General features: G+C 60.0%; 19 protein-coding genes. 11 read left to right on the top strand and 8 right to left on the bottom strand.

The window, feature by feature from the left end:
• Positions 1–2: 2 nt before the first annotated feature.
• The 4 genes from FHC48_RS07950 to FHC48_RS07935 form a co-directional block, all read right to left on the bottom strand.
• Positions 3–902: a carbohydrate ABC transporter permease gene (locus tag FHC48_RS07950; protein WP_021241831.1), complete on the bottom strand. Its 900-nt coding sequence runs from the start codon at positions 900–902 to the stop codon at positions 3–5.
• Positions 902–1,825 carry a sugar ABC transporter permease gene (locus FHC48_RS07945; RefSeq protein ID WP_045351537.1) on the bottom strand — a complete coding sequence of 308 codons (924 nt, stop codon included), beginning with the start codon at positions 1,823–1,825 and terminating at the stop codon, positions 902–904. Before FHC48_RS07945 ends, FHC48_RS07950 begins: the two co-directional genes overlap by 1 nt.
• Before the next feature lie 140 nt (positions 1,826–1,965).
• Positions 1,966–3,204 carry a PfkB family carbohydrate kinase gene (locus FHC48_RS07940; RefSeq protein ID WP_025912804.1) on the bottom strand — a complete coding sequence of 413 codons (1,239 nt, stop codon included), beginning with the start codon at positions 3,202–3,204 and terminating at the stop codon, positions 1,966–1,968.
• Between the two features lie 227 nt (positions 3,205–3,431).
• On the bottom strand, positions 3,432–4,265 hold the full coding sequence (locus FHC48_RS07935; protein WP_021241828.1) for a MurR/RpiR family transcriptional regulator: 834 nt from the start codon (positions 4,263–4,265) through the stop codon (positions 3,432–3,434).
• 292 nt (positions 4,266–4,557) lie between these two features.
• On the opposite strand from FHC48_RS07935, the gene FHC48_RS07930 reads away from it, so the two are divergent.
• The 10 genes from FHC48_RS07930 to iolB all read left to right on the top strand — a co-directional run bounded on the left by FHC48_RS07930 (position 4,558) and on the right by iolB (position 17,689).
• The gene (locus FHC48_RS07930; protein WP_059364374.1) at positions 4,558–6,063 is read left to right on the top strand and encodes a CoA-acylating methylmalonate-semialdehyde dehydrogenase; all 1,506 of its coding nucleotides are present in this window, start codon (positions 4,558–4,560) and stop codon (positions 6,061–6,063) included.
• 11 nt (positions 6,064–6,074) lie between these two features.
• Complete coding sequence (iolD, locus tag FHC48_RS07925) at positions 6,075–8,000, top strand: 3D-(3,5/4)-trihydroxycyclohexane-1,2-dione acylhydrolase (decyclizing) (RefSeq protein WP_119312209.1); 1,926 nt, start codon at positions 6,075–6,077, stop codon at positions 7,998–8,000.
• A gap of 304 nt (positions 8,001–8,304) precedes the next feature.
• On the top strand, positions 8,305–9,291 hold the full coding sequence (iolG, locus tag FHC48_RS07920; RefSeq protein ID WP_023294280.1) for an inositol 2-dehydrogenase: 987 nt from the start codon (positions 8,305–8,307) through the stop codon (positions 9,289–9,291).
• Between the two features lie 31 nt (positions 9,292–9,322).
• Positions 9,323–10,252, top strand: a complete 930-nt coding sequence (locus tag FHC48_RS07915; RefSeq protein WP_008502118.1) for a sugar ABC transporter substrate-binding protein — start codon at positions 9,323–9,325, stop codon at positions 10,250–10,252.
• 54 nt (positions 10,253–10,306) lie between these two features.
• A complete protein-coding gene (locus FHC48_RS07910) occupies positions 10,307–11,854 on the top strand; it encodes a sugar ABC transporter ATP-binding protein (RefSeq protein WP_059364370.1) in 1,548 nt (515 codons plus the stop codon).
• Positions 11,855–11,865: 11 nt separating this feature from the next.
• On the top strand, positions 11,866–12,894 hold the full coding sequence (locus tag FHC48_RS07905) for an ABC transporter permease (protein WP_008502116.1): 1,029 nt from the start codon (positions 11,866–11,868) through the stop codon (positions 12,892–12,894).
• A gap of 8 nt (positions 12,895–12,902) precedes the next feature.
• Positions 12,903–14,036 (top strand): Gfo/Idh/MocA family protein, encoded by a 1,134-nt coding sequence (locus FHC48_RS07900; RefSeq protein WP_059364368.1) that lies wholly within the window; start codon positions 12,903–12,905, stop codon positions 14,034–14,036.
• 12 nt (positions 14,037–14,048) lie between these two features.
• A complete protein-coding gene (iolC, locus tag FHC48_RS07895) occupies positions 14,049–15,953 on the top strand; it encodes a 5-dehydro-2-deoxygluconokinase (protein ID WP_059364366.1) in 1,905 nt (634 codons plus the stop codon).
• An 11-nt stretch (positions 15,954–15,964) separates the two neighbouring features.
• The gene (gene iolE / locus FHC48_RS07890; RefSeq protein WP_059364364.1) at positions 15,965–16,855 is read left to right on the top strand and encodes a myo-inosose-2 dehydratase; all 891 of its coding nucleotides are present in this window, start codon (positions 15,965–15,967) and stop codon (positions 16,853–16,855) included.
• Between the two features lie 9 nt (positions 16,856–16,864).
• Positions 16,865–17,689, top strand: coding sequence for a 5-deoxy-glucuronate isomerase (iolB, locus tag FHC48_RS07885; RefSeq protein ID WP_059364361.1), 825 nt, complete (start codon positions 16,865–16,867; stop codon positions 17,687–17,689).
• A gap of 54 nt (positions 17,690–17,743) precedes the next feature.
• Here the strand turns inward: iolB and FHC48_RS07880 are convergent, their stop codons facing one another.
• Genes FHC48_RS07880 through FHC48_RS07870 form a run of 3 tightly spaced genes read right to left on the bottom strand, consistent with a single transcriptional unit; the run spans position 17,744 to position 20,245 of the window.
• Complete coding sequence (locus FHC48_RS07880) at positions 17,744–18,487, bottom strand: alpha/beta fold hydrolase (protein WP_023294274.1); 744 nt, start codon at positions 18,485–18,487, stop codon at positions 17,744–17,746.
• Positions 18,488–18,498: 11 nt separating this feature from the next.
• The gene (locus tag FHC48_RS07875; RefSeq protein WP_023294273.1) at positions 18,499–18,966 is read right to left on the bottom strand and encodes a DUF6130 family protein; all 468 of its coding nucleotides are present in this window, start codon (positions 18,964–18,966) and stop codon (positions 18,499–18,501) included.
• 49 nt (positions 18,967–19,015) lie between these two features.
• Entirely contained in the window at positions 19,016–20,245 is a 1,230-nt protein-coding gene (locus tag FHC48_RS07870; RefSeq protein ID WP_059363996.1) for an MFS transporter, read from the bottom strand.
• Between the two features lie 97 nt (positions 20,246–20,342).
• On the opposite strand from FHC48_RS07870, the gene FHC48_RS07865 reads away from it, so the two are divergent.
• Positions 20,343–21,233, top strand: a complete 891-nt coding sequence (locus FHC48_RS07865) for a LysR family transcriptional regulator (RefSeq protein WP_059363995.1) — start codon at positions 20,343–20,345, stop codon at positions 21,231–21,233.
• Here FHC48_RS07865 and FHC48_RS07860 read toward each other — a convergent pair.
• On the bottom strand, positions 21,230–21,418 hold the full coding sequence (locus FHC48_RS07860; protein ID WP_052686627.1) for a YfgG family protein: 189 nt from the start codon (positions 21,416–21,418) through the stop codon (positions 21,230–21,232). The genes FHC48_RS07865 and FHC48_RS07860 overlap by 4 nt on opposite strands.
• Positions 21,419–21,554 lie beyond the last annotated feature (136 nt).

Below are 21,554 nucleotides of genomic sequence, written 5' to 3'. Positions count from 1 at the left end.
TGTTAACCCTTCACCGCACCGGACATGGTGCCTTTGGTGAAGAAGCGCAAAATAATGGGGTAGATGGCGATAAGGGGGGCAATCGTCAGCGTAATCATGCCGGCTTTGAGCGCCTTGATACTGATCTGGCTGGCATCAGTGTAGTTAGACATACTTTCCACACCGACCATGGATAACTTATCTCCCTCAACGACAAACTGACGCAGCACAACCTGCAGCGGCCACTTGTCCGGATCGTTGAGATACACCATGGCGCGGAAAAATTCGTTCCAGTGCAGCACCATATAAAACAGCGTGATCATGGCAATAGAGGATTTGGCAACCGGCAGAATGACGTGCCATAGCGTCTGGAAAGGATTCGCGCCATCCAGCTCGGCGGCTTCCAGCAGCTCTTCCGGGATCTCTTCGAACAGACGCACCAGAATGATCAGGTACCATGCGAAAACAGCGCGATAGAGAATGACCGACCAATAGCTGTTCAGCAGGCCCAGCTTCTTCATCACCAAAAAATCGGGAATGATGCCCGGCTCAAAAACAATCGTGAAGAGCACGAACATAAACAGCAGGCGGCGCCCCGGCAGGCGTTTTTGCGCCAGCGCCCAGGCCAGCAGCACGGTGAAAATCACGTTGACGATCGTGCCCACCACGGTGATGAGCATCGCGTTTCCAAACCCGCGAAGAACGGCCTTATTGCTCAGCAGCAGCTTCCAGACATCGAGTGAGAAACCCTCCGGGATAATGGCAAGGCCACTCATGCCTGCGACCTTCGCCGGGCTTGAGAAGGAGACGGCTACCAGATTCAGAATAGGCTGAAGCGTAACGATGACCAGCAACAGCAGAACGGAGAGAATAAGAACATATTCAATGCGTTCAAATGGGGTGCTTCGAGATGACCAGCGCATTACCAGACTCCTTTACCCGTCAGGCGTTTAGAGACGTTGTGAGCCAGCACGATAAGGACCATGCCAATCACGCCTTTGAATAACCCTGCCGCCGTTGCTAGTGAGAATTCGCCGGTGCGCAGGCCCATGCGGTATACATAGGTGTCGATGATATCTATCTGCCCGTTCACCACGTCGTTGCTCATGTTGAACACCTGATCAAAGCCCTGGCTCAGGAACAGCCCGACGTTGAGGATGAACAGCGTTGCGATAGTGGGCGTAATGGCTGGCAGAGTGATATGCCAGATTTTTCGCCAGCGGCCTGCGCCGTCCATCTCCGCCGCTTCGTACAGCTGCGGGTCAATGGCCAGAATTGCCGCGATATAGAGCAGAGAATCCCATCCGGCGCTGCGCCACATTTCAGTGAAAACCAGCACCCAGCGAATCGTGCCAGTATCCGTCATAAACGGAATCGGGTCGTATCCCATAGATTTAATGACGTCGTTAATCGCGCCGTCGACGGGCGACAGCGTGGCGATAGCAATACTGGCAATAACAACCCATGATAAATAGTGCGGTAAATAAATGACCGACTGGACGAATTTACGATAACCGGATGAACGCACCTCATTGAGCAGCAGGGCGAGAATAATGGGTACCGGGAAAATAAAGACCAGTTTCATCGCGCCAATGATGACCGTATTCTGTATTACCTGCCAGAAAACGGGAGAAGACATCAGCGTGGTGAAATACTGCATGCCAACCCAAATATTGGGAGGAATGATCCGGTATTGCTCAAAAGCGATTTTCGTTTCCCAGATGGGTAAATAGTGCCAGATAAAAAAGTAAATCACTCCCGGCAGCGCCATCACATAAAATGGCCACCACCTGCGCATCTTTTGACGAAAGCGTGCGGCGCGAGTAACGGTTCGTTGCTGTGACATGTGGCTTGCAAGGGATATCCGCTCGCTGGGTTTTGTTTCAGTTAAAGCCTTCATCGAACTTACTCCCATTACTTTAATGGTTGCAGCGAATGCAATGTATAACCTGCATCGGACGTAAAAAAGCGAAAAAAAACGTGGTGTTAATTTTTCTCAATGTGAATCGCGATGTTTTCATATTGCGTCAGACGAGTGAGCACATCTTTGTACTCTGGCATATTTGACGCTCCTTCTTTTTCGACGGCCAGGGAGGCAAAGGCGCAGGCAAATTTTGCGGCCTGAACGAGAGACTCTCCTTTGGCCATACTGGCCGTAAATGCACCGTTAAAGGCATCCCCCGCCCCTGTTGTATCCACGCATAACGCTTTTAGCGCAGGAATATGAATAAACTGCTCGCCGTCATAAATAAGCGCGCCTTTGGCTCCCATCGTGATAATGACGCAGCCCACGCCTTTGGCTTTTATCGCTTTTGCTGCCGCTTTCGCGCTGGCCATATCAGTAACGGCAATACCCGATAGCAAAGATGCTTCTGTTTCATTAGGCGTAAGAAAATCAACGTTTTTTAGACAGCTTGCCACCTCAGAAGAGAAGGGGGCCGGGTTTAAAACCACCTTAATATCGCAGAAACGAGCAAGTTCAATGGCCCGGAACGTGGCGGGTAAATTGTTTTCCAGTTGGGTTAAAAAGATATCCGAGTTTTTTAACTCCGGAATAATGGCTTCAACCTCATCTGCGGTAATCGATTGATTAGCTCCCGGGCTAATGGCAATCATATTTTCACCGTCGCCCTGACAAACATAAATAAGCGCCGTGCCGGTTTTCTTGTCTTTGTCCTGATAAAGCATAAAGCTGTTAATTGCCGACGAGGTAAGATGCTCATAGGCCATCTGGCTAAACTGGTCGTTTCCTACTTTCCCGACAAAGTGCGTTTTCACATTACATTTACTCACTGCCAGCGCCTGGTTCGCGCCTTTTCCCCCCGGCCCGATAATGGTATTTTCTGAAAATATCGATTCACCGCTTTGTGGAAAACGATCCACATTCGCAATAATATCGACGTTGAACGACCCTAAAATACAGACTTTGCCTTTCATCTTTCGCCCTTTATGTCGAGATTTGGCTGTTTTTTTTGACTGAGCAGATTCAAAAAAATGAATGATATTGCTATCAAGGTTATTGACGGACTGGGTGTGAAAAATACGGCGCTTAATAAGGGCGCCACCATGGCAACGCTCAACGCTCCCTTCTTTCGATAATATATTCAGGTCACTGCGAATAGTTTCGCGGGTGACGCCAAAAATTTTAGCGAGATGGCTTACCGTCGCGCGCTCATATCGGTTGAGGTAGGTCAGTATTGCGTAATGACGTTCTTTATTGAGCATGATGTCACCTCTGAAAGTTATATTATTGTTTCAGTGGTGTTAATTCCTTGAGGGTATTCACAGATTGATTGGCAAAGCAAAAGGAATCGGAAATGAAATGGCAATTAGATTATGAAAATCAATTGATTAAATGTTGTTACGGAGGGGAATTATTTTATTGTTTTTCGTGATGGAGGAGAGCATTCACTGATTAAATCCGCGGCCCGGGGGACCGGGCCGGAAGTGAGCTATTTTTCGCTGTTATCCCGGCGATACGCCAGCGCCACCACCAGCGATTGCACCAGGCACAGCGTCGCCGACTGAGATCGAAACGCATCCACCTGCGCCTCTTTCACCACAAAGCAGAGGTCGCTGAACGTCGCCAGCGGGCTGATCTGGCTGTCCGTAATCACGATCTGCCGCGCGCCGACGCTGGCGGCGGTTTCGCTGACCATCACCGTCTCTTCCGCGTACGGCGAGAAGCTTATCGACACCACGATGTCGCGCGCCTTAATGCGGCTGATTTGCTCGCGCAGCATCCCGCCCATGCCGTCGAGCAGGATAGGACGGCACTCCAGATGGCTCAGAGCATAGGTGAGGTACGCGGCGACGCTAAAGGATCGACGCAGTCCGGCGATGTAGATGGTGTCGGCGTCGGCCAGCAGCTGTACCGCGCGCTCCAGCATCTCCGGCTCGGCGCGGGCGGCCAGCTGCTGCAGCGCCTGCGCGTTCGAGCGGGCAAACTCCTGCAGGATATCGAGCGGCGTTTCCGGCACGGCCTCGCTCTCCATCTCGCGAAATAGCCGCGCGCGGTCGCTGTAGCTGGCGGTCTCCTCCACCAGGTTCATGCGAAACAGCTGTTTCATTTCGTTGAAGCCGGTGAAGTCAAAGGCGTTGGCAAAGCGGATCAGCGTCGAAGGCGGCACGTCGGCGCGCTCGGCAATGACGGCAACCGTATCGAAGGCCACGCTGTTGGTGTTGTCCAGCACGTAGCGGGAGACCTGCTGCAGCCTCTTGCTCAGGCTATCGTAGCGATCGCGGATTTGCTGCTGCAGTTCGTTCAGGCTGGTTGCTGTCGTCATCTTTTCCCCCAAATACAGTCATATGATTCTAAACGCAAAACCGCGTCTTTTAAATGTCGGCCATCCATCTGGCAGCAAAAATGAAACAGAAGCTTCAGTCATTTCCTCGCCCGAAATCCCTTAATAGCGCACGCGGCGTCAGTGGTGCTGGCTGTTAACATAAAAATCCATCCTTGATCACAATAATCATCATTTATTTTATTTCAACTTAAAATGGAATGTTTGTTTCATATATAGTGTTCAGCACACAGTGTTCAGGTCACAGTCACGTATCAACAGCGAGAGGTTAAGGATGGAGACGGTAGCGAATTTTATTCACGGCGAATGTGTCACCGGTTCAGGCCAGCGCGTTCAGGCGATCTTCAACCCGGCCACCGGCGAGCAGATCCGCCAGGTGGTGATGAGTACGGCACAGGAAACGGAGCAGGCGATTGCCGCCGCGCAGCAGGCGTTTCCGGCGTGGGCGCGTCATGCTCCGCTTAAGCGCTCGCGCGTGATGTTCCGCTTCAAAGCGCTGCTGGAAGAGAACATGGATCGCCTGGCCCGCCTCATCAGCGAAGAGCACGGTAAGGTCTTCTCCGACGCGGTGGGCGAACTGACCCGCGGCCTGGAAGTGGTGGAGTTTGCCTGCGGTATTCCGCATCTGCAAAAGGGCGAACACTCGGCGAACGTCGGGACCGGCGTCGACAGCCACTCGCTGATGCAGCCACTCGGCGTCTGCGCCGGGATCACGCCGTTTAACTTCCCGGCGATGGTGCCGATGTGGATGTTCCCGATTGCGCTGGCGACCGGGAATACCTTCGTGCTGAAACCGTCGGAAAAAGACCCTTCTCTGGCGCTCGCGCTGGCGCAGCTGCTGAAAGAGGCCGGCCTGCCGGACGGCGTCTTCAACGTGGTGCAGGGCGATAAAGAGTCCGTTGACGTGCTCCTGACCGACCCGCGCGTGCAGGCGGTGAGCTTTGTCGGCTCCACGCCGATTGCGGAGTACATCTACCAGACCGCGTCCGCCCACGGTAAGCGCTGCCAGGCGCTTGGCGGTGCGAAAAACCACTGCATTTTAATGCCGGATGCCGACATGGAGATGGCGACCAACGCCATCATGGGCGCGGCCTACGGTGCGGCGGGCGAGCGCTGCATGGCGCTCTCGGTGGTGCTGGCGGTGGGGGATAACACCGCCGATGACCTCTGCACCCGGCTGGAAAAACAGATTGCCGCGCTGCGCGTCGGGCCGGGGCTGGACCAGACGCCGGAAAACGAAATGGGGCCGCTCATCTCCTCCGCGCACCGCAGCAAGGTGCTGGGCTACATCGACAGCGGAGAAGCACAGGGGGCGACGCTTCGCGTGGACGGTCGCGGCTTCAGCGTGAAGGGCCACGAGCAGGGCTACTTCGTCGGGCCGACGCTGTTCGATAACGTCACCCCGGAGATGACCATCTATAAAGAAGAGATTTTTGGTCCGGTGCTTTCTGTGGTGCGCGTAGCAGATTACGCCAGCGCGGTGGACCTGATTAACCGCCATGAATATGGTAATGGCTCGGCAATCTTCACCCGCGACGGCGGCTGCGCGCGTCGCTTCTGCGAAGAGGTGCAGGCGGGCATGGTGGGGGTCAACGTGCCGATCCCGGTGCCGATGGCGTTCCACAGCTTCGGCGGCTGGAAGCGTTCCATCTTCGGCGCGCTCAACGTCCACGGCAACGACGGCGTGCGCTTCTACACCCGAATGAAAACCATCACCGCGCGCTGGCCGGAAATGCAGCAGGAGACAGGCGCTGCGTTCTCCATGCCGACGCTGGGCTGACAGGAGATTTTATGCAAACCGAACGTATGACCATGGCCCAGGCGCTGGTCCGGTTCCTGAATCAACAGTACATTAGCGTGGATGGTCACGAAACGCCCTTCGTGGAGGGCGTCGCCACCATCTTTGGGCACGGCAACGTGCTGGGTATCGGCCAGGCGCTGGAGCAGGATCCGGGCCATCTGCAGGTGATGCAGGGCTGCAACGAGCAGGGCATTGCCCATATGGCGACGGGATTTGCCAAACAGCACCGCCGTCAGCGCATCTTTGCCGTCACCTCCTCCGTCGGGCCGGGCGCCGCCAATATGGTCACGGCCGCAGCAACCGCCACGGCGAACCGCATCCCGCTGCTGCTGCTTCCGGGCGATATCTACGCCAGCCGCCAGCCGGACCCGGTGCTGCAGCAGATTGAGCAGTATCACGACCTCAGCATCAGCACCAACGACTGTTTCCGTCCGGTCTCCCGCTACTGGGACCGCATTAACCGCCCCGAGCAGCTGATGAGCGCGATGCTCAGCGCGATGCGAACGCTTACTGACCCGGCAGATACCGGTGCGGTGACGATTTGCCTGCCGCAGGACGTGCAGGGGGAAGCGTGGGATTACCCGCTGAGCTTCTTCGCGCGTCGCGTGCACCACATCGAGCGTCGTCCGCCCGATCCGCAGCGTCTGGCGCAGGCGCGGGCGCTGATCGCCCGCAAGCGTCGTCCGCTGGTGGTGTGCGGCGGCGGGGTGCGCTATTCCGGCGCACATGAGGCGTTTCGCGACTTTGTCGAGACGCTGCAGCTGCCGTTTGCCGAAACCCAGGCCGGAAAGGGGGCTCTGGTAAGTGACCACCCACTTAACCTCGGTGGCGTAGGGGTGACGGGCGGGATGGCGGCCAACCAGCTCGCGCCGCAGGCCGACCTGGTGATCGGCATCGGCACGCGCCTGACCGACTTTACCACCGGCTCCAAGGCGCTCTTTTCCCATCCGGACGTGGAATTCCTGCTGCTGAACGTGGCCGAGTTTGATGCCCTGAAGCTGGACGCGACGGCGCTGATTGCCGACGCTCAAACCGGGCTTGAGGCATTGACCCACGCGCTTGGTGATTACCGCAGCGGCTGGGGAGAGGCGATCGCTGAGGCGAAATCCGCCTGGCGCGACGAGTGCCGTCGCCTGTGGGATCGCCAGTGGCGTCCGGACGACGCGCCCGAAGTGGCGGGGCACCTGGATGCGCGGCTGGCGGAATACGGCGAGGCGCTCAACACCCGCCTGACCCAGACGCGGGTGCTGGGGCTGATTAATCAGCATGTTGAAGATAACGCCATCGTGGTGGGCGCAGCCGGTTCGCTGCCGGGCGATTTACAGCGCCTCTGGCAGGTCAAAACGCCTGATACCTATCATCTGGAGTACGGTTACTCCTGCATGGGCTACGAGATTGCGGCGGCGCTTGGCGCGAAGCTTGCCCGACCCGAGCAGCCGGTATACGCCATGGTGGGGGATGGCTCCTACATGATGCTGCACTCCGAGCTGCAAACCGCGGTGCAGGAGGGCATTAAGATCACCGTTCTGCTGTTTGATAACGCCAGCTTCGGCTGCATTAACAACCTGCAGATGGGGCATGGAATGGGCAGCTTTGGCACGGAAAATCGCCACCGTAACCCGCAAACCGGGCAGCTTGACGGACCGCTGGTGAAGGTCGATTTCGCACAAAACGCGGAAAGCTACGGCTGTCGCGCGTGGCGGGTAAACGATGAGCAAAGCCTGCTGGCGGCGCTGGAGGCGGCCCGCGCCCATCCTGGCCCGACGCTGCTGGACATCAAGGTGCTGCCGAAGACCATGACCCACGACTACGCCTCCTGGTGGCGAACCGGTGATGCGCAGGTGGCAGAGTCGTCTGCCGTGCGTGAGGCCGCGGAGCAAACGCAGTCGCAGGTGAAAAAAGCCCGTCAGTATTGAGTTTTCCCGAAGTAACGAAATTTTCATTTCATTTTTGTTTTCCCCTCATCCTAACCCTCTCCCTCAGGGAGAGGGGACGGCTCGGTGTGGTTTTTTACTCCCTCTCCCTGAGGGAGAGGGCCGGGGTGAGGGGAGTTGCCGCACGTTCACCTATGTTGTGAGATTGATAACAAAATTTATCTCATTCATCTCAAAAGTGTTAACCCGCACTCAAAAACATAATTTTCACTATTTATAAAAATGAAATAAATGTTTTATTTGTAGAGTCGTTAGTTCACAGCATTCACCAACACCGGGAGCCGTTATGTTTAACATTGCTTTACTGGGCGCTGGCCGAATTGGCCAGGTACATGCAGCTAACATCGCCAGCCACGGCGCGACCACGCTCTGGTCCGTGGTTGACCCGAATCAGGAATTTGCCACCCGCCTCGCCACGCAGTATCAGGCCCGCCAGCAGAGCCTGGATGAAGCGATGACCGACCCTAACGTTCACGCCGTGCTGATCGCCTCCGCCACCGATACCCACGCGGACCTGATTGAAATGGCCGCCCGCCACGGCAAGGCCATCTTCTGTGAAAAGCCGGTACACCTCGACCTCGCCCGCGTGCGCGACTGCCTGAAGGTGGTCAAAGAGTACGACGTGCCGCTGTTTATCGGCTTTAACCGCCGCTTTGACCCACAGTTCCGCCGCGTGAAAACCGACGCGCAGGCTGGGCGCATCGGCAAGCCGGAATCGCTGCTCATCATCTCCCGCGATCCGTCTCCGCCGCCCGCGGAGTACGTGCGCGTCTCCGGCGGCATGTTCCGCGATATGACCATTCATGACTTTGACATGGCGCGCTTCATCATGGGCGAAGAGCCGGTGTCGGTGTATGCCCAGGGCAGCAACCTGGTCGATCCGGCGATTGGCGAGGCGGGGGACATCGATACCGCGTTTATCGTTCTGAAATATGCCTCCGGCGCGATGGCGACCATCGTTAACAGCCGCCGTTCATCTTACGGCTACGACCAGCGCCTGGAACTGCACGGCTCCGAAGGGCTGCTTTGCGCGGGCAACATTCTTGAAAACCAGGTGCAGCACTACGGCAAACAGGGCTGCACCAGCGCGCTGCCGGAACACTTCTTCCTGCAGCGCTACAAATCCGCTTACGCCGCGGAATGGGAACACTTTGTTGCGGTCCTGCGCGGCGAAGCGGTGCCTGACTGCAGCGGCGATGATGGTGAACGTGCGCTGTACCTCGCGGATAAAGCGCTGGAGTCACTGCGCAGCCAGCGCGAGATCGTCCTCTAAACACAACAACCCTACACAGAGAGACATAATAATGAAAAAACTGATCGTAGCCGCCCTCATCGCCATGACGTCCGGGGCCGCCCTCGCCGAAAACGAGCAAATTGTGTTCAGTACGCCAAACCTGGCCATGCCGTTTGAAGTTCACATGCAGCGCACGGCGGTAAAAGCCGCAAAAGAGATGGGCGTGAAGCTTCAGGTGCTGGACGGGCAGGGCAGTTCACCGAAGCAGGTGGCTGACCTGGAAAACGCCATCACCCGCGGGGCGCAGGGCTTTATCGTCTCCCCGAACGACGTGAACGCGGTCTCCAGCGCGGTGGATGAAATTCAGGATGCGAAGCTGCCGGTGGTCACCCTTGACCGCTCCGTCGACAGCCAGAAAAAAGTGCCGCACTTTGGCGCCAACAACTACAAGGGCGGTCAGGCGATTGGCGATTTTGTGAAAACCAAATTCCCCGACGGGGCGGAAATCATTCTGCTGACCGGCCAGCCGGGCTCCTCCTCCAACATCGAACGCACCAAAGGGATCCGCGACAGCCTGAAGGCGGGTGGCGATAAGTACAAGATCGTCGCCGATCAGACCGGCAACTGGATGCGTTCTGAAGGGATGCGCATCGTGGAAAGCGTGCTGCCATCGCTGCCGAAACGCCCGCAGGTGATCCTCTCCGCCAACGACGATATGGCGCTGGGGGCGATCGAAGCCCTGCAGAGCCAGGGCGTGAAGCCGGGCGAAATTCTGGTCACCGGCTTTGACGCGGTACCGGAAGCGCTGGCCCGCGTGCGCGACGGCTGGCTGGCGGTAACGGCGGACCAGCGTCCGGGCTTTGCGGTGCAGACGGCGATGAGCCAGCTGGTGGCCAACGTGCGCGAGAAGAAGGCCATCACCGGGGCCGACTACCCGCCGACGCTGATCACCAAAGAGAACCTGCAGCAGGCTGAGCGTATCGGTGAGGCCGGTAACTGATTTATCCGCAGCCGTCGCTGGCGCGGCGGCTCACTCTAAAGGAGGAGCAGACCGATGTCGCAACCCTTACTGAAAGTGACCGACCTGGCAAAAAGCTTTTCCGGCGTCTGGGCGCTAAGCAGCGCCCAGCTGACCGTCGGCGCGGGCGAGATCCACGCCCTGCTGGGGGAGAACGGGGCGGGTAAATCCACGCTGCTGAAGGCGCTCGCGGGGGCGCAGCCGCAAACCCGCGGGGAGATCTGGTTCAACGGCGAAACGCTGCCGGTGGACGACTCCCCGGTGGAGCGCCAGAACAAGGGCATTATCACCATCTATCAGGAATTCAACCTGCTGCCCAACATGACCGTCGCGGAAAACATGTTTCTCGGGCGCGAGCCGCGTAAACGTAACCTGATCGTCGACGAAAAGGCGGTAAACCAGGAGGCGCAGGTCATTCTCGACTATCTGCAGCTGAACGTTGCGCCGACCACCGCGGTCGCCCGCCTGAGCGTGGCCCAGCAGCAGATGGTGGAGATCGCCCGGGCGCTGACCCTCAACGCCAGGCTAATCATTATGGACGAACCGTCCGCCGCGCTGAGCGACAGCGAGGTGGAAAGCCTGCACCGCGTGGTGCGCGAGCTTAAAAACCGTGGCGTGAGCATTATTTACGTTACCCACCGCCTGCACGAGGTTTTCCAGCTCTGCGACCGCTTCACCGTTTTCCAGGACGGCCGCTTCACCGGCACCGGCGCGGTGGCGGAGACCAACGTCGAACAGCTGATCCGCCTGATGGTCGGGCGCGACGTGGCCTTTAATCGCCGTCCCGCCAGCGAAACGCATCATGAGGACAAACCCGTCCGCCTGGCGGTGAAGGGGCTGAGCCGCGAAAAGCCGCCGCTGGATCCGCACGGCATCGCCCTGCACGACATCAGCTTCCACGTCCACGCCGGGGAGGTCTTAGGCATTGCCGGACTGGTGGGCGCCGGGCGCACCGAGGTGGCCCGCTGCCTGTTTGGCGCGGACGCGTTTACCTCGGGCAGCTTTGAGCTGGACGGCGTACCGTACCAGCCGCGCGACCCGCTCTATGCCCTTGACCAGGGCGTGGCGCTGGTACCGGAAGACCGCAAAAAAGAGGGGGCGGTGCTGGGACTGTCGATTCGCGACAACCTGTCGCTCTCATGCCTCTCCTCGCTGCTGCAGTGGCGCTGGTTCGTGAATACCCGCAAAGAGGACGACCTGATCGAGTCCTACCGCAAGGCGCTGCAGATCAAAATGGTCAACAGCGCGCAGGAGGTGCGCAAGCTCTCCGGCGGTAACCAGCAAAAGGTGATCCTCGCGCGCTGCATGGCGCTCAACCCGCGGGTGCTGATCGTCGACGAGCCGACGCGCGGCATCGACGTGGGGACCAAATCGGAAGTGCACCAGGTGCTGTTTGACATGGCGAAAAAGGGCGTGGCGGTGATCGTGATCTCCTCCGATCTGCCTGAAGTGATGGCGGTGTCAGACCGGATCATCACCCTCAGCGAAGGGCGAGTGACCGGCGAGATCCACGGTGACGACGCTAACGAAGAACGGCTGATGACGATGATGGCCATCAACCACAACGCCCTGAACGCGGCATAACGGAGTTTCTCATGACGCAGATGATTTCTAAAACGCAGGCCCCGGTCAAACGCGCCGGACGCATCGATCCCATCGCCTTCTTTGAGCGCTTCGGGGTGCTGATTTTCATGATCCTGCTGCTGATCTTCTTCCAGTCGCAGAACAGCAACTTTTTCTCTGAACGCAATATTTTCAACATCCTGACCGAAGTCTCCATCTACGGGATCATGGCCGTGGGGATGACCTTCGTCATCCTGACCGCCGGGATTGACCTCTCCGTGGGCTCCATTCTGGCGGTGTGCGCCATGACCGCGGCGTACGTGATTAAGGGCGACAACTTCACCACCGTCGACCCGAACGCCTGGGGCGGCATGAGCTGGCTGATTGGGCTGGGGATTTGTCTGGCGATGGGCACGGCGATTGGCTTCCTGCACGGTCTGGGCGTGACCCGCCTGCGCCTGCCGCCGTTCATCGTCACCCTCGGCGGGATGACCATCTGGCGCGGCCTGACGCTGGTGATCAACGACGGCGCGCCGATCGCCGGGTTCGATCAGGGCTACCGCTGGTGGGGGCGCGGGGAGCTGCTCGGCATCTCCATTCCGATCTGGATCTTCGCCATCGTCGCCCTCGGCGGCTATCTGGCGCTGCATAAAACCCGCTGGGGCCGCTTCGTCTACGCCATCGGCGGTAACCCGGAGGCGGCGCGCCTGGCGGGGGTCAACGTCAAGCGCGTGCTGGTCAGCGTCTACGTGCTGATTGGCTGCCTGGCGGGGCTGGCGGGCTTCATTCTGAGCGCGCGTCTGGGGAGCGCCGAGGCGGTGGCCGGGATCTCCTTTGAGCTGCGCGTCATCGCCTCGGTGGTGATTGGCGGCACCTCGCTGATGGGCGGCTACGGGCGCATCGGCGGCACCATCATCGGCTCCATCATCATGGGGATTCTGATTAACGGCCTGGTGCTGATGAACGTCTCGGCCTACTACCAGCAGATTATCACCGGGTTAATTATCGTTCTGGCGGTGGCGTTTGATACCTACGCCAAGAGCCGTCGCGGCGCACTGTGAGGATCACGATGAAAGAGGTTCGTATTGGATTGATTGGCACCGGGTATATCGGCAAGGCGCACGCTATCGCCTATGCCCAGGCCCCGACGGTGTTCAACCTGCGCGGCAGGCTGGTGCGCGAGATGGTGGCGGAAGTCACGCCGGAGCTGGCGGCAGCGCGCGCGCGGGCGTTTGGCTTCAACCGCTCCACGGGCGACTGGCGGGCGTTGGTGGCCGACCCGGCCATTGACGTGGTGGATATTTGCTCACCTAACCACCTGCATAAAGAGATGGCGCTGGAGGCGATTCGCCACGGCAAGCACGTCTACTCGGAGAAGCCGCTGGCGCTTAACGCCCATGACGCGCGGGAGATGGTCGACGCCGCGAAGCGGGCCGGGGTGAAAACGCTGGTGGGGTTCAACTACATGAAGAACCCGACGGCGCAGCTGGCGAAGGAGATTATTGCCCGCGGCGAGATTGGCGAGGTGATCCACTTCTACGGCACCCACAACGAAGACTATATGGCCGACCCGCGCTCGCCCATTCACTGGCACTGCTTCAAAGAGACCGCCGGGCTGGGGGCGCTGGGTGACCTCGCGGCGCATATCGTCAACATGGCCCAGTACCTGGTCGGGGAGATTGAGCAGGTCTGCGGCGACCTGAAGATTGTGGTCCCGGCACGTCCGGCGAAGGCCGGATCGTCAGACATGATTGCCGTCGAAAACGAGGACCAGGCCCACGCGATGGTGCGCTTCGCGGGCGGGGCGCAGGGCGTGATTGAAACCTCCCGCGTCGCCTGCGGCCGCAAGATGGGGCTGTCGTACGTCATTACCGGGACCAAAGGCGCCATCAGCTTTACCCAGGAGCGCATGGCGGAGCTGAAGCTCTATCTGCATGACGATCCGGTAAACCGTCAGGGGTTCCGCACCCTGCTCGTCGGCCCGGCACACCCGGACTATGCCGCGTTCTGCATGGGTGCAGGCCATGGGATTGGCTTTAACGATCAAAAAACGGTGGAGGTGCGCGACCTGGTGGACGGGATTGCCGCCGACGCGCCGATGTGGCCGGACTTCGAAGAGGGCTGGAAGGTGTCGCGCGTGCTGGACGCGATCGCGCTCTCGCACCGGGCAGGCCGCTGGCTGAACGTGAACGACATTGTCTGATGAGGTATCAACGTGGAAAAGCAGTTTGATGTGATATGCATGGGCCGCGTGGCGGTAGACCTCTACAGTCAGCAGATTGGTGCCCGTCTGGAGGATGTGTCGAGCTTCGCCAAATACCTCGGCGGCTCGTCCGGCAACGTGGCGTACGGCACCGCGCGCCAGGGGCTGCGCTCGTCGATGCTGGCGCGCGTGGGCGACGAGCATATGGGCCGCTTCCTGCGCGAAGAGCTCAGCCAGGTGGGCTGCGATACCAGCCATCTGATTACCGATAAAGACCGCCTCACGGCGCTGGTGCTACTCGGCATTAAAGACCGGGACACCTTTCCTCTGATTTTTTATCGCGATAACTGCGCGGATATGGCCATTACGGCCAGCGATGTGGACGAAAGCTACATTGCCTCCGCACGGTGTCTTGCCATCACCGGGACTCACCTTTCTCATCCTCAGACCCGCGAGGCGGTGCTGACGGCGCTGGGCTATGCCCGCCGTCACGGCGTGCGCACGGTGCTGGACATCGACTACCGTCCGGTGCTGTGGGGGCTGACCTCCTTAGGCGACGGTGAAACGCGTTTTATCGCCGCGGATAAGGTCACCCGCGAGCTGCAGGAGGTGCTGCACCTCTTCGACGTCATTGTCGGCACCGAGGAGGAGTTTCACATTGCGGGCGGCAGCACGGAGACCCTGCAGGCGCTGGGGCAGGTGCGTGCGGTGAGTCAGGCCACGCTGGTCTGCAAGCGCGGCGCGCTCGGCTGCTCGGTTTATACCGACGCCATTCCGCCCCGGCTGGACGACGGCCTGACGGTGACCGGCGTGCGCGTGGAGGTGCTGAACGTCCTCGGCGCGGGGGATGCGTTTATGTCCGGCCTACTGCGCGGCTACCTGAACGACGAGGGCTGGGAGCAGGCGTGTCGCTATGCCAACGCCTGCGGCGCGCTGGTGGTCTCGCGCCACGGCTGCGCCCCGGCGATGCCGAGCAAAATCGAGCTGGATGACTATCTCTCTCGCGCTGCGGATGTGCCGCGTCCGGATCTCGACCCGCGTCTGAACCATCTGCACCGGGTCACTACTCGTCGCCGCGAGTGGCCGGAGCTGTGCGTGATGGCCTTCGACCACCGCAGCCAGCTTGAGGATATGGCGCTGCAGTGCGGGGCGTCGCTCAAACGTATTCCTGCCCTCAAGCAGCTGATCCTGCAGGCCAGCCGCGAGGCGGCGAGCCGGGCCGGGCTGGAGGGCAAAGCGGGCCTGCTGTGCGACGGCACCTTTGGACAGGACGCGCTGAACGCCATCACCGGCGAGGGGTGGTGGATTGGTCGCCCCATTGAGCTGCCTGGCTCGCGTCCGCTGGAGATGGAGCACGGCAACATCGGCACCCAGCTCATCAGCTGGCCGCAGGAGCACGTGGTGAAGTGCCTGGTCTTTTTCCATCCGGAAGATGCCCACGGCCTGCGCCTGGAGCAGGAGCAGAAAATCGCTGAGGTGTACCACGCCTGCTGTCAGTCCGGGCACGAGCTGCTGCTGGAGGTGATCCTGCCTGCGACCATGCCGCGCAGCGACGAGCTCTACCTGCGCGCCATCTCCCGCTTCTACAACCTCGGCATTTACCCGGACTGGTGGAAGCTGCCGCCGCTTTCCGCCGAGGGCTGGACGGCACTGAGCGAGATTATCGAACGCCGTGACCCGCACTGCCGCGGGGTGGTGATCCTCGGCCTGGATGCCCCGGCAGAACAGCTGCGCGCCGACTTCAGGGCCGCAGCGGGGCAGACGGTAGTAAAAGGCTTCGCCGTAGGGCGCACGCTGTTCGGCGATGCCTCCCGCGCGTGGCTGAAACACGATATTGACGATGCGCAGCTGGTGGCGCGCATCCGGGACAACTACCTGCAGCTTATCGCCTGGTGGCGCGAGCGCGGACACGCATAATGGAGACGACAATGAGTGTACAACTGGGCATTAACCCGCTGACGTGGACGAACGACGATCTGCCTTCTCTGGGCGCAGAGACGTCGCTGGAGACCTGCCTGAGCGAAGGTAAAGAGGCCGGTTTTGCAGGGTTCGAACTGGGCAATAAATTCCCGCGCGAAGCGCGGCTGCTTGGCCCCATCCTGCAGCGCCATGACCTGCAGCTGGTCTCCGGCTGGTACTCCGGCCGACTGCTGGAGCGCAGCGTGGAGGCGGAGATCGCCGCCGTGCAGTCCCACCTGACGCTGCTGCGCGAGCTGGGGGCGAAGGTGCTGGTGTTTGCGGAAGTGAGCGGCTGCATTCACGGCGAGCAGCAGACCCCGGTACATCTGCGCCCGCGTTTCCCGCAGGCACGCTGGAAGGAGTATGGCGAGAAGCTCACGGAATTTGCCCGCTACACCCAGCAGCAGGGGGTGCAGATTGCCTATCACCACCATATGGGGACGGTGATTGAGTCCGCTGACGACGTGGACAACCTGATGACCCATACCGGCGAAGAGGTTGGACTGCTGCTGGACACCGGCCACCTGACCTTTGCCGGGGCCGATCCGCTGGCGGTGGCGCAGCGCTGGGCGTCGCGTATCAACCACGTTCACTGCAAAGACGTGCGCGCCGACGTGCTGGCGGACGTGAAAAACCGTAAAACCAGCTTCCTTGATGCGGTACTGAGCGGCGTGTTTACGGTGCCGGGCGACGGCTGCGTGGATTACCCGCCGATCATGCGGCTGCTGAAGGCGCAGGACTATCACGGCTGGCTGGTGGTGGAGGCGGAGCAGGACCCGGCGGTTGCCCATCCGCTGACCTACGCCCGTCTGGGGTATAACAACCTGAGCCGCCTGGCGCGCGACGCCGGACTGATTTGAGGAGGTGACATGTCACGTCTGTTATCACGCTGGCAACAGCCAAACGCGGAGGGGCGCACTCAGTCCGTCACGCCGGAACGCGCAGGGTGGGGATACGTCGGCTTTGAGGCGTATGAGCTACATGAGGGGCAGCAGCTGACGCTGCCCGCCGTCAGCGAAGAGCGTTGCCTGGTGCTGGTCGCCGGACGCGCCTCCATCAGCACGCCTTCCGCGCAGTTTAACGACATCGGCGAGCGGATGAGCCCGTTCGAGCGCATCAAGCCGTGGGCGGTGTACGTTACCCCGCAGGAGACGGTGCAGGTGAAGGCGCTGACGAGGCTCGAGCTGGCGGTCTGCGCCGCCCCCGGCAAGGGCACGTATCCGACGCGGCTGATTGCGCCGCAGGATATCGACGCTGAGGCGCGCGGCAAGGGCCACAACCAGCGCTACGTGCACAACATTCTGCCGGAAGATAAGCCCGCCGACAGCCTGCTGGTGGTGGAGGTCTGGACCAACGAGGGCTGCACCAGCTCGTACCCGAGCCACAAGCACGACACGGATAACCCGCCCCGGGAGACTTACCTGGAGGAGACCTACTACCATCGCCTCAACCCGGAACAGGGGTTCTGCATGCAGCGGGTTTACACCGACGACAGAGCGCTGGATGAGTGCATGGCGGTCTACAACCGTGACGTGGTCATGGTGCCGAAGGGCTACCACCCGGTGGCGACGATGGCCGGGTATGACAGCTATTATCTCAACGTGATGGCCGGGCCGGTGCGCAAATGGATGTTCACCTGGGAAGAGGACCACGCGTGGATTAATCGGGATTATCCCGTGGATGGCGGGCACTGAGGCTATTTTTTGCCGGGTGGCGCTGCGCTTACCCGGCCTACAATTTACAAAATACTATTTTGCTTCAATCGCCTGCTCAATCGTCCGGGCGATAGCCTCCGGCTGGCTCACCATCGACACGTGGCTCGCGGAGACCTCGGTGGTTTTCGCATGGATCGTCTTCGCCATCGCACGTTCAAGATCGGGGTTGATCATTCGGTCATTTTTGCTGACCACAAACCAGCTCGGCTTATCATGCCACGCCGCGTGGGTCACCTTTTCACCAAACGCATCGGCCTTAATTGGCCCCTGCGTGGCCGCGATTGCAGTTTGTTCCTCGGGCTTCACGTCCGGCGCGAAATCCTTCCTGACGGCGTCCGTTGGCAGATATAAATAGCCGTCCGCCGTTTTGGCGATGCCCGCGCTGCCCGGCGGCGGCGGGTAGCTTCCCGCGAGGTCCGCCGTCGACTGGCCGGCATCCGGCGCGAACGCCGCCACATACACCAGCGATTTCACCCGCGCATCGTTGCCCGCTTCGCTAATCACGGTGCCGCCCCAGGAGTGACCCACCAGCACGACATCCCCCTGCGCGCGGGCGATGGCCCGCTTTGTGGCGGCAACGTCATCGTTAAGCGACGTGAGCGGCAGCTGGACGGCAATGACCTCTGCGTGCTGTTTCTGCAACAGGGTAATCACCTTATTCCAGCTGCTGCCGTCGGCAAACGCGCCGTGGACCAGCACGACGCTGGTTTTGCTCTGTGCAAAGGCACTGGCGGAAAGCGCCAGCAGGCCTGCCGTCAGTACAGTCAGTGCTTTCATCTTCAGACTCCTTAAAAATGGTGGACCGCCGCATGAGGCGGTACGGTGAATTCGATGGTTTTGTGGTCGAGCGGCTTGTGCGTCGGGTCGGCCAGAATAATCGTCACCTTGTGTTTACCGGCGGGGAGTCCCACCAGAATCACCGGCTCTCCGCTGGCGTCAGCCCAGTGCCACGGCGCGTCATCCACCACCACGTGAATGTGCCCGATGCGCGGGGTGACCTTGAGCGCTTCAGGTCCGAATACCGGCTCGATGCGCAGGTTTTCGGCACGGTACTGGATAAACACCGCGCCTTTACTCAGCGGCCCGGAAAGCGGCGGATCGACGATCAGTTTTGCCGGCGGTTGCGGCTGCGCCAGCGGGGCAACGGCGGCGGGGCCGTTAACGTCCGCGGCGCTCAGGTTGTCCAGCGGCGTGGCCTGGGCATGTGTTACAGAGGCCAGGACGAGCAGGGGTAAAATTGCGTAACGACGAATCATGGTTCTCTCCTCATCGGTTCTGAATGACAACAGGGAAAGAAAACCATTTTTATGTATCGGAGATATTTGCCGGAGGGGGCGTTTTGTACCCGTTTGTCAGCGCGTCGCGCGGGATACAGTGCGATACAGTTTGCCTCCCGGGACGGCGCACGATCGCTATCGCCAGCCCGGCAATCACCAGCGTTAACCCCGTCGACACTCCCATTGCACCCGCGATCCCCAGCGTTTTGTTCAGCCATGCATAGGCAAACGGTGCGGCTGCGGCCATCAGCTGGCCCGGGATAAGCAGCATGCCCGTGCGGCGGGCATAGCTTTCCGCGCTAAACAGCTCCAGTGGCAGCGTGGCTTTTACTATGGTGACCAGCCCGTTGATGGCGCCGTAGCCCAGCACAAACCCGGCCGCGCACCAGACAAACAGGGCGCTGCTTATTCCCACAAGAAAACACAGCGGCATAGCAAGAGCGGTAAAGAGCGTAAGTTTGAAGGGGGTTAAGCGGCCACCTGCCAGCACCTCCAGCGAGCGCGCGCCCGTCTGGCCGATCCCCCACAGCATGCCGATGGCGACCGGCAGGCCAAAGTGGGCAATAAACTCCGGCAGATGGGTGGAGGTACCGTTAGAGACAAAGGTGATAAGGGCGATGAAGGCCGCATAAAGCCAGGCATTACGCCGCTCGTTGCGCAGGGGCGGCGCGATGGCCTTCGTGTTTTCCGTCAGCCGCTGCCGGGGAAGCGTGCGGATCAGCACTGCGCTCAGCAGGCCAAGCAGGGCATAAATGCGTAACGCGTCCTGCCAGCTCATGATGTGAAGCAGGCCATCGCCCAGCGGCCAGAAGACGGCGGAGGCCAGCCCGCCCGCCAGCGTGACGTGTGAGATCGTTCTTCGCGCCTGCTGCCCGTAGAGGTTGACCAGCGCGGCGAACAGCGCATCGTACAGCGACAGGCGCATCCCAGTGCCGGCGACAATCCAGGCGCCGTACCAGCCATAAAGCGTCCGGGTATACGCCATTTCTGCGCAGCTTGCGGCGATCAGCAGCGTTCCGACCATCACCACTTTTTGACCGCCAAAGCGTGCCAGCAGGCGGGCGACAAAAGGAGATACCGCCGCCATCACCAGCATCGCCAGCGTCAGGCCGAGGTAAATCTGCGGTGACGACCATCCCCGGTCGGCTGAAATGGCCCGCGCAAAGGTGCCGGGCATATAAAACGAGATCCCCCAGTTGATGAGTTGACTACACCCGGCGGTGAGGGCGAGGCGACGAGGAAGGGCAGAAGTTTCCATGAGTTTTCATTCCGTTATGCAGTTGTCCTGAGCATAACGGGCGCGGTATTGTGCTGGCAGGGCTGCAACCTTATGCACGGTATAAGAGAAACTTTGAATGACGACGCTTAATCTGGGCTATCTCGCCACCTTCCGCCTGGTTCACCAGCGCGGCAGCTTTTCAGCGGCAGCGGACGTTCTGGGCCTCTCCCAGCCCGCCGTCAGCCTGCAAATACGCCAGCTGGAGCAGTTTCTGCAAACGCGGCTGGTGGAGCGTACCGGGCGAGGGATTAAGGCGACGGCTGCCGGAGAAACCTTGCTGGCGCACGGGGAGCGTATTCAGCAGGTGGTGGATGACGCCATCCGGGCCGTGAATGCGTTTAGCCACGACGTGAGCGGCACCATTACCCTTGGCACGGGGGCGACGGCCTGCATTCATCTTCTGCCGCCGCTGCTGGAGCAGCTACGCCGCGACTATCCGCTCCTGAGCGTGGGAGTCACGACGGGCAACACCCTCGACATCGTCAGGGCCATTGAAGAGAACCGTCTCGATATGGGGCTGGTGACCCTGCCGGTGAGCGGCAGAGCGCTGGACGTCATCCCGGTGATGGACGAAGAGTTTGTCTTTATCGCCTCAAGGGAGCAGCAGGACGCTTTCAGGGAGTTAACCCCGGAGGCGCTCCATGCCCAGCCGCTGATCGCCTTTGAGACAGGCAGCGGGACCCGGGCGCTGATCGATGGCTGGTTTGCCGCCCATGGGGTAGCGATGGCGCCGGTGATGCAGCTTGGCAGCATCGAGGCGATCAAACGCATGGTTCGCGCGGGGCTGGGCTACAGCATCGTGCCGCGAATGGCGGTAGAACAGGATGCCGATCGCGAGGGGCTGTGCGTGATGTCGCTGACGCCCATGCTGCAGCGGCAGCTGGCGGTGGTGATGCGGCAGGATAAAATCCTCAGCAAAGGGATCGCGGCCCTTATTCGGCTCGTACAACATCCTTTGGGGGGTTAGCGGTCAGCGGTGTCGGCGGTCAGGCTGGATTGCTGTGATTGGGTTTTGTCCTGATGGTGGTACCAGGCGCCAATCGAAGAGTAAACGAAGCGGCCAAAGAAAAACAGGAAACTGATAAGCAGTATGATGCGGGTCATTCGGGTGTTAAATCGATGGCGTTTGCGCATACGCGTGACCTGACTCACTCTGTTTTTCCTGGATAAGCCCTCCCGGGCGATAAGGATATTAAGGCACAGCGGGAAGATGGGGTCAATTCTGTGATGTGTAAATAACCGTCAACGTTTGCATTAACTATTGTTATTGAAATTAATAATTGCATTT

Origin of the sequence: Enterobacter sp. EC_50, assembly GCF_019584525.1 — a bacterium.
GTDB classification, from domain to species: domain Bacteria; phylum Pseudomonadota; class Gammaproteobacteria; order Enterobacterales; family Enterobacteriaceae; genus Enterobacter; species Enterobacter roggenkampii.
Note: the sequence above shows the minus strand (reverse complement) of the source record. Positions and strands in the feature narration are given on the sequence as shown.

What these genes read in the sequence shown, in the direction of transcription:
- FHC48_RS07950 (WP_021241831.1), bottom strand. Translation starts at nt 902, where the DNA reads ATGCGCTGGTCATCTCGAAGCACCCCATTTGAACGCATTGAATATGTT.
- FHC48_RS07945 (WP_045351537.1), bottom strand. Translation starts at nt 1,825, where the DNA reads ATGTCACAGCAACGAACCGTTACTCGCGCCGCACGCTTTCGTCAAAAG.
- FHC48_RS07940 (WP_025912804.1), bottom strand. Translation starts at nt 3,204, where the DNA reads ATGCTCAATAAAGAACGTCATTACGCAATACTGACCTACCTCAACCGA.
- FHC48_RS07935 (WP_021241828.1), bottom strand. Translation starts at nt 4,265, where the DNA reads ATGACGACAGCAACCAGCCTGAACGAACTGCAGCAGCAAATCCGCGAT.
- FHC48_RS07930 (WP_059364374.1), top strand. Translation starts at nt 4,558, where the DNA reads ATGGAGACGGTAGCGAATTTTATTCACGGCGAATGTGTCACCGGTTCA.
- iolD (WP_119312209.1), top strand. Translation starts at nt 6,075, where the DNA reads ATGCAAACCGAACGTATGACCATGGCCCAGGCGCTGGTCCGGTTCCTG.
- iolG (WP_023294280.1), top strand. Translation starts at nt 8,305, where the DNA reads ATGTTTAACATTGCTTTACTGGGCGCTGGCCGAATTGGCCAGGTACAT.
- FHC48_RS07915 (WP_008502118.1), top strand. Translation starts at nt 9,323, where the DNA reads ATGAAAAAACTGATCGTAGCCGCCCTCATCGCCATGACGTCCGGGGCC.
- FHC48_RS07910 (WP_059364370.1), top strand. Translation starts at nt 10,307, where the DNA reads ATGTCGCAACCCTTACTGAAAGTGACCGACCTGGCAAAAAGCTTTTCC.
- FHC48_RS07905 (WP_008502116.1), top strand. Translation starts at nt 11,866, where the DNA reads ATGACGCAGATGATTTCTAAAACGCAGGCCCCGGTCAAACGCGCCGGA.
- FHC48_RS07900 (WP_059364368.1), top strand. Translation starts at nt 12,903, where the DNA reads ATGAAAGAGGTTCGTATTGGATTGATTGGCACCGGGTATATCGGCAAG.
- iolE (WP_059364364.1), top strand. Translation starts at nt 15,965, where the DNA reads ATGAGTGTACAACTGGGCATTAACCCGCTGACGTGGACGAACGACGAT.
- iolB (WP_059364361.1), top strand. Translation starts at nt 16,865, where the DNA reads ATGTCACGTCTGTTATCACGCTGGCAACAGCCAAACGCGGAGGGGCGC.
- FHC48_RS07880 (WP_023294274.1), bottom strand. Translation starts at nt 18,487, where the DNA reads ATGAAAGCACTGACTGTACTGACGGCAGGCCTGCTGGCGCTTTCCGCC.
- FHC48_RS07875 (WP_023294273.1), bottom strand. Translation starts at nt 18,966, where the DNA reads ATGATTCGTCGTTACGCAATTTTACCCCTGCTCGTCCTGGCCTCTGTA.
- FHC48_RS07870 (WP_059363996.1), bottom strand. Translation starts at nt 20,245, where the DNA reads ATGGAAACTTCTGCCCTTCCTCGTCGCCTCGCCCTCACCGCCGGGTGT.
- FHC48_RS07865 (WP_059363995.1), top strand. Translation starts at nt 20,343, where the DNA reads ATGACGACGCTTAATCTGGGCTATCTCGCCACCTTCCGCCTGGTTCAC.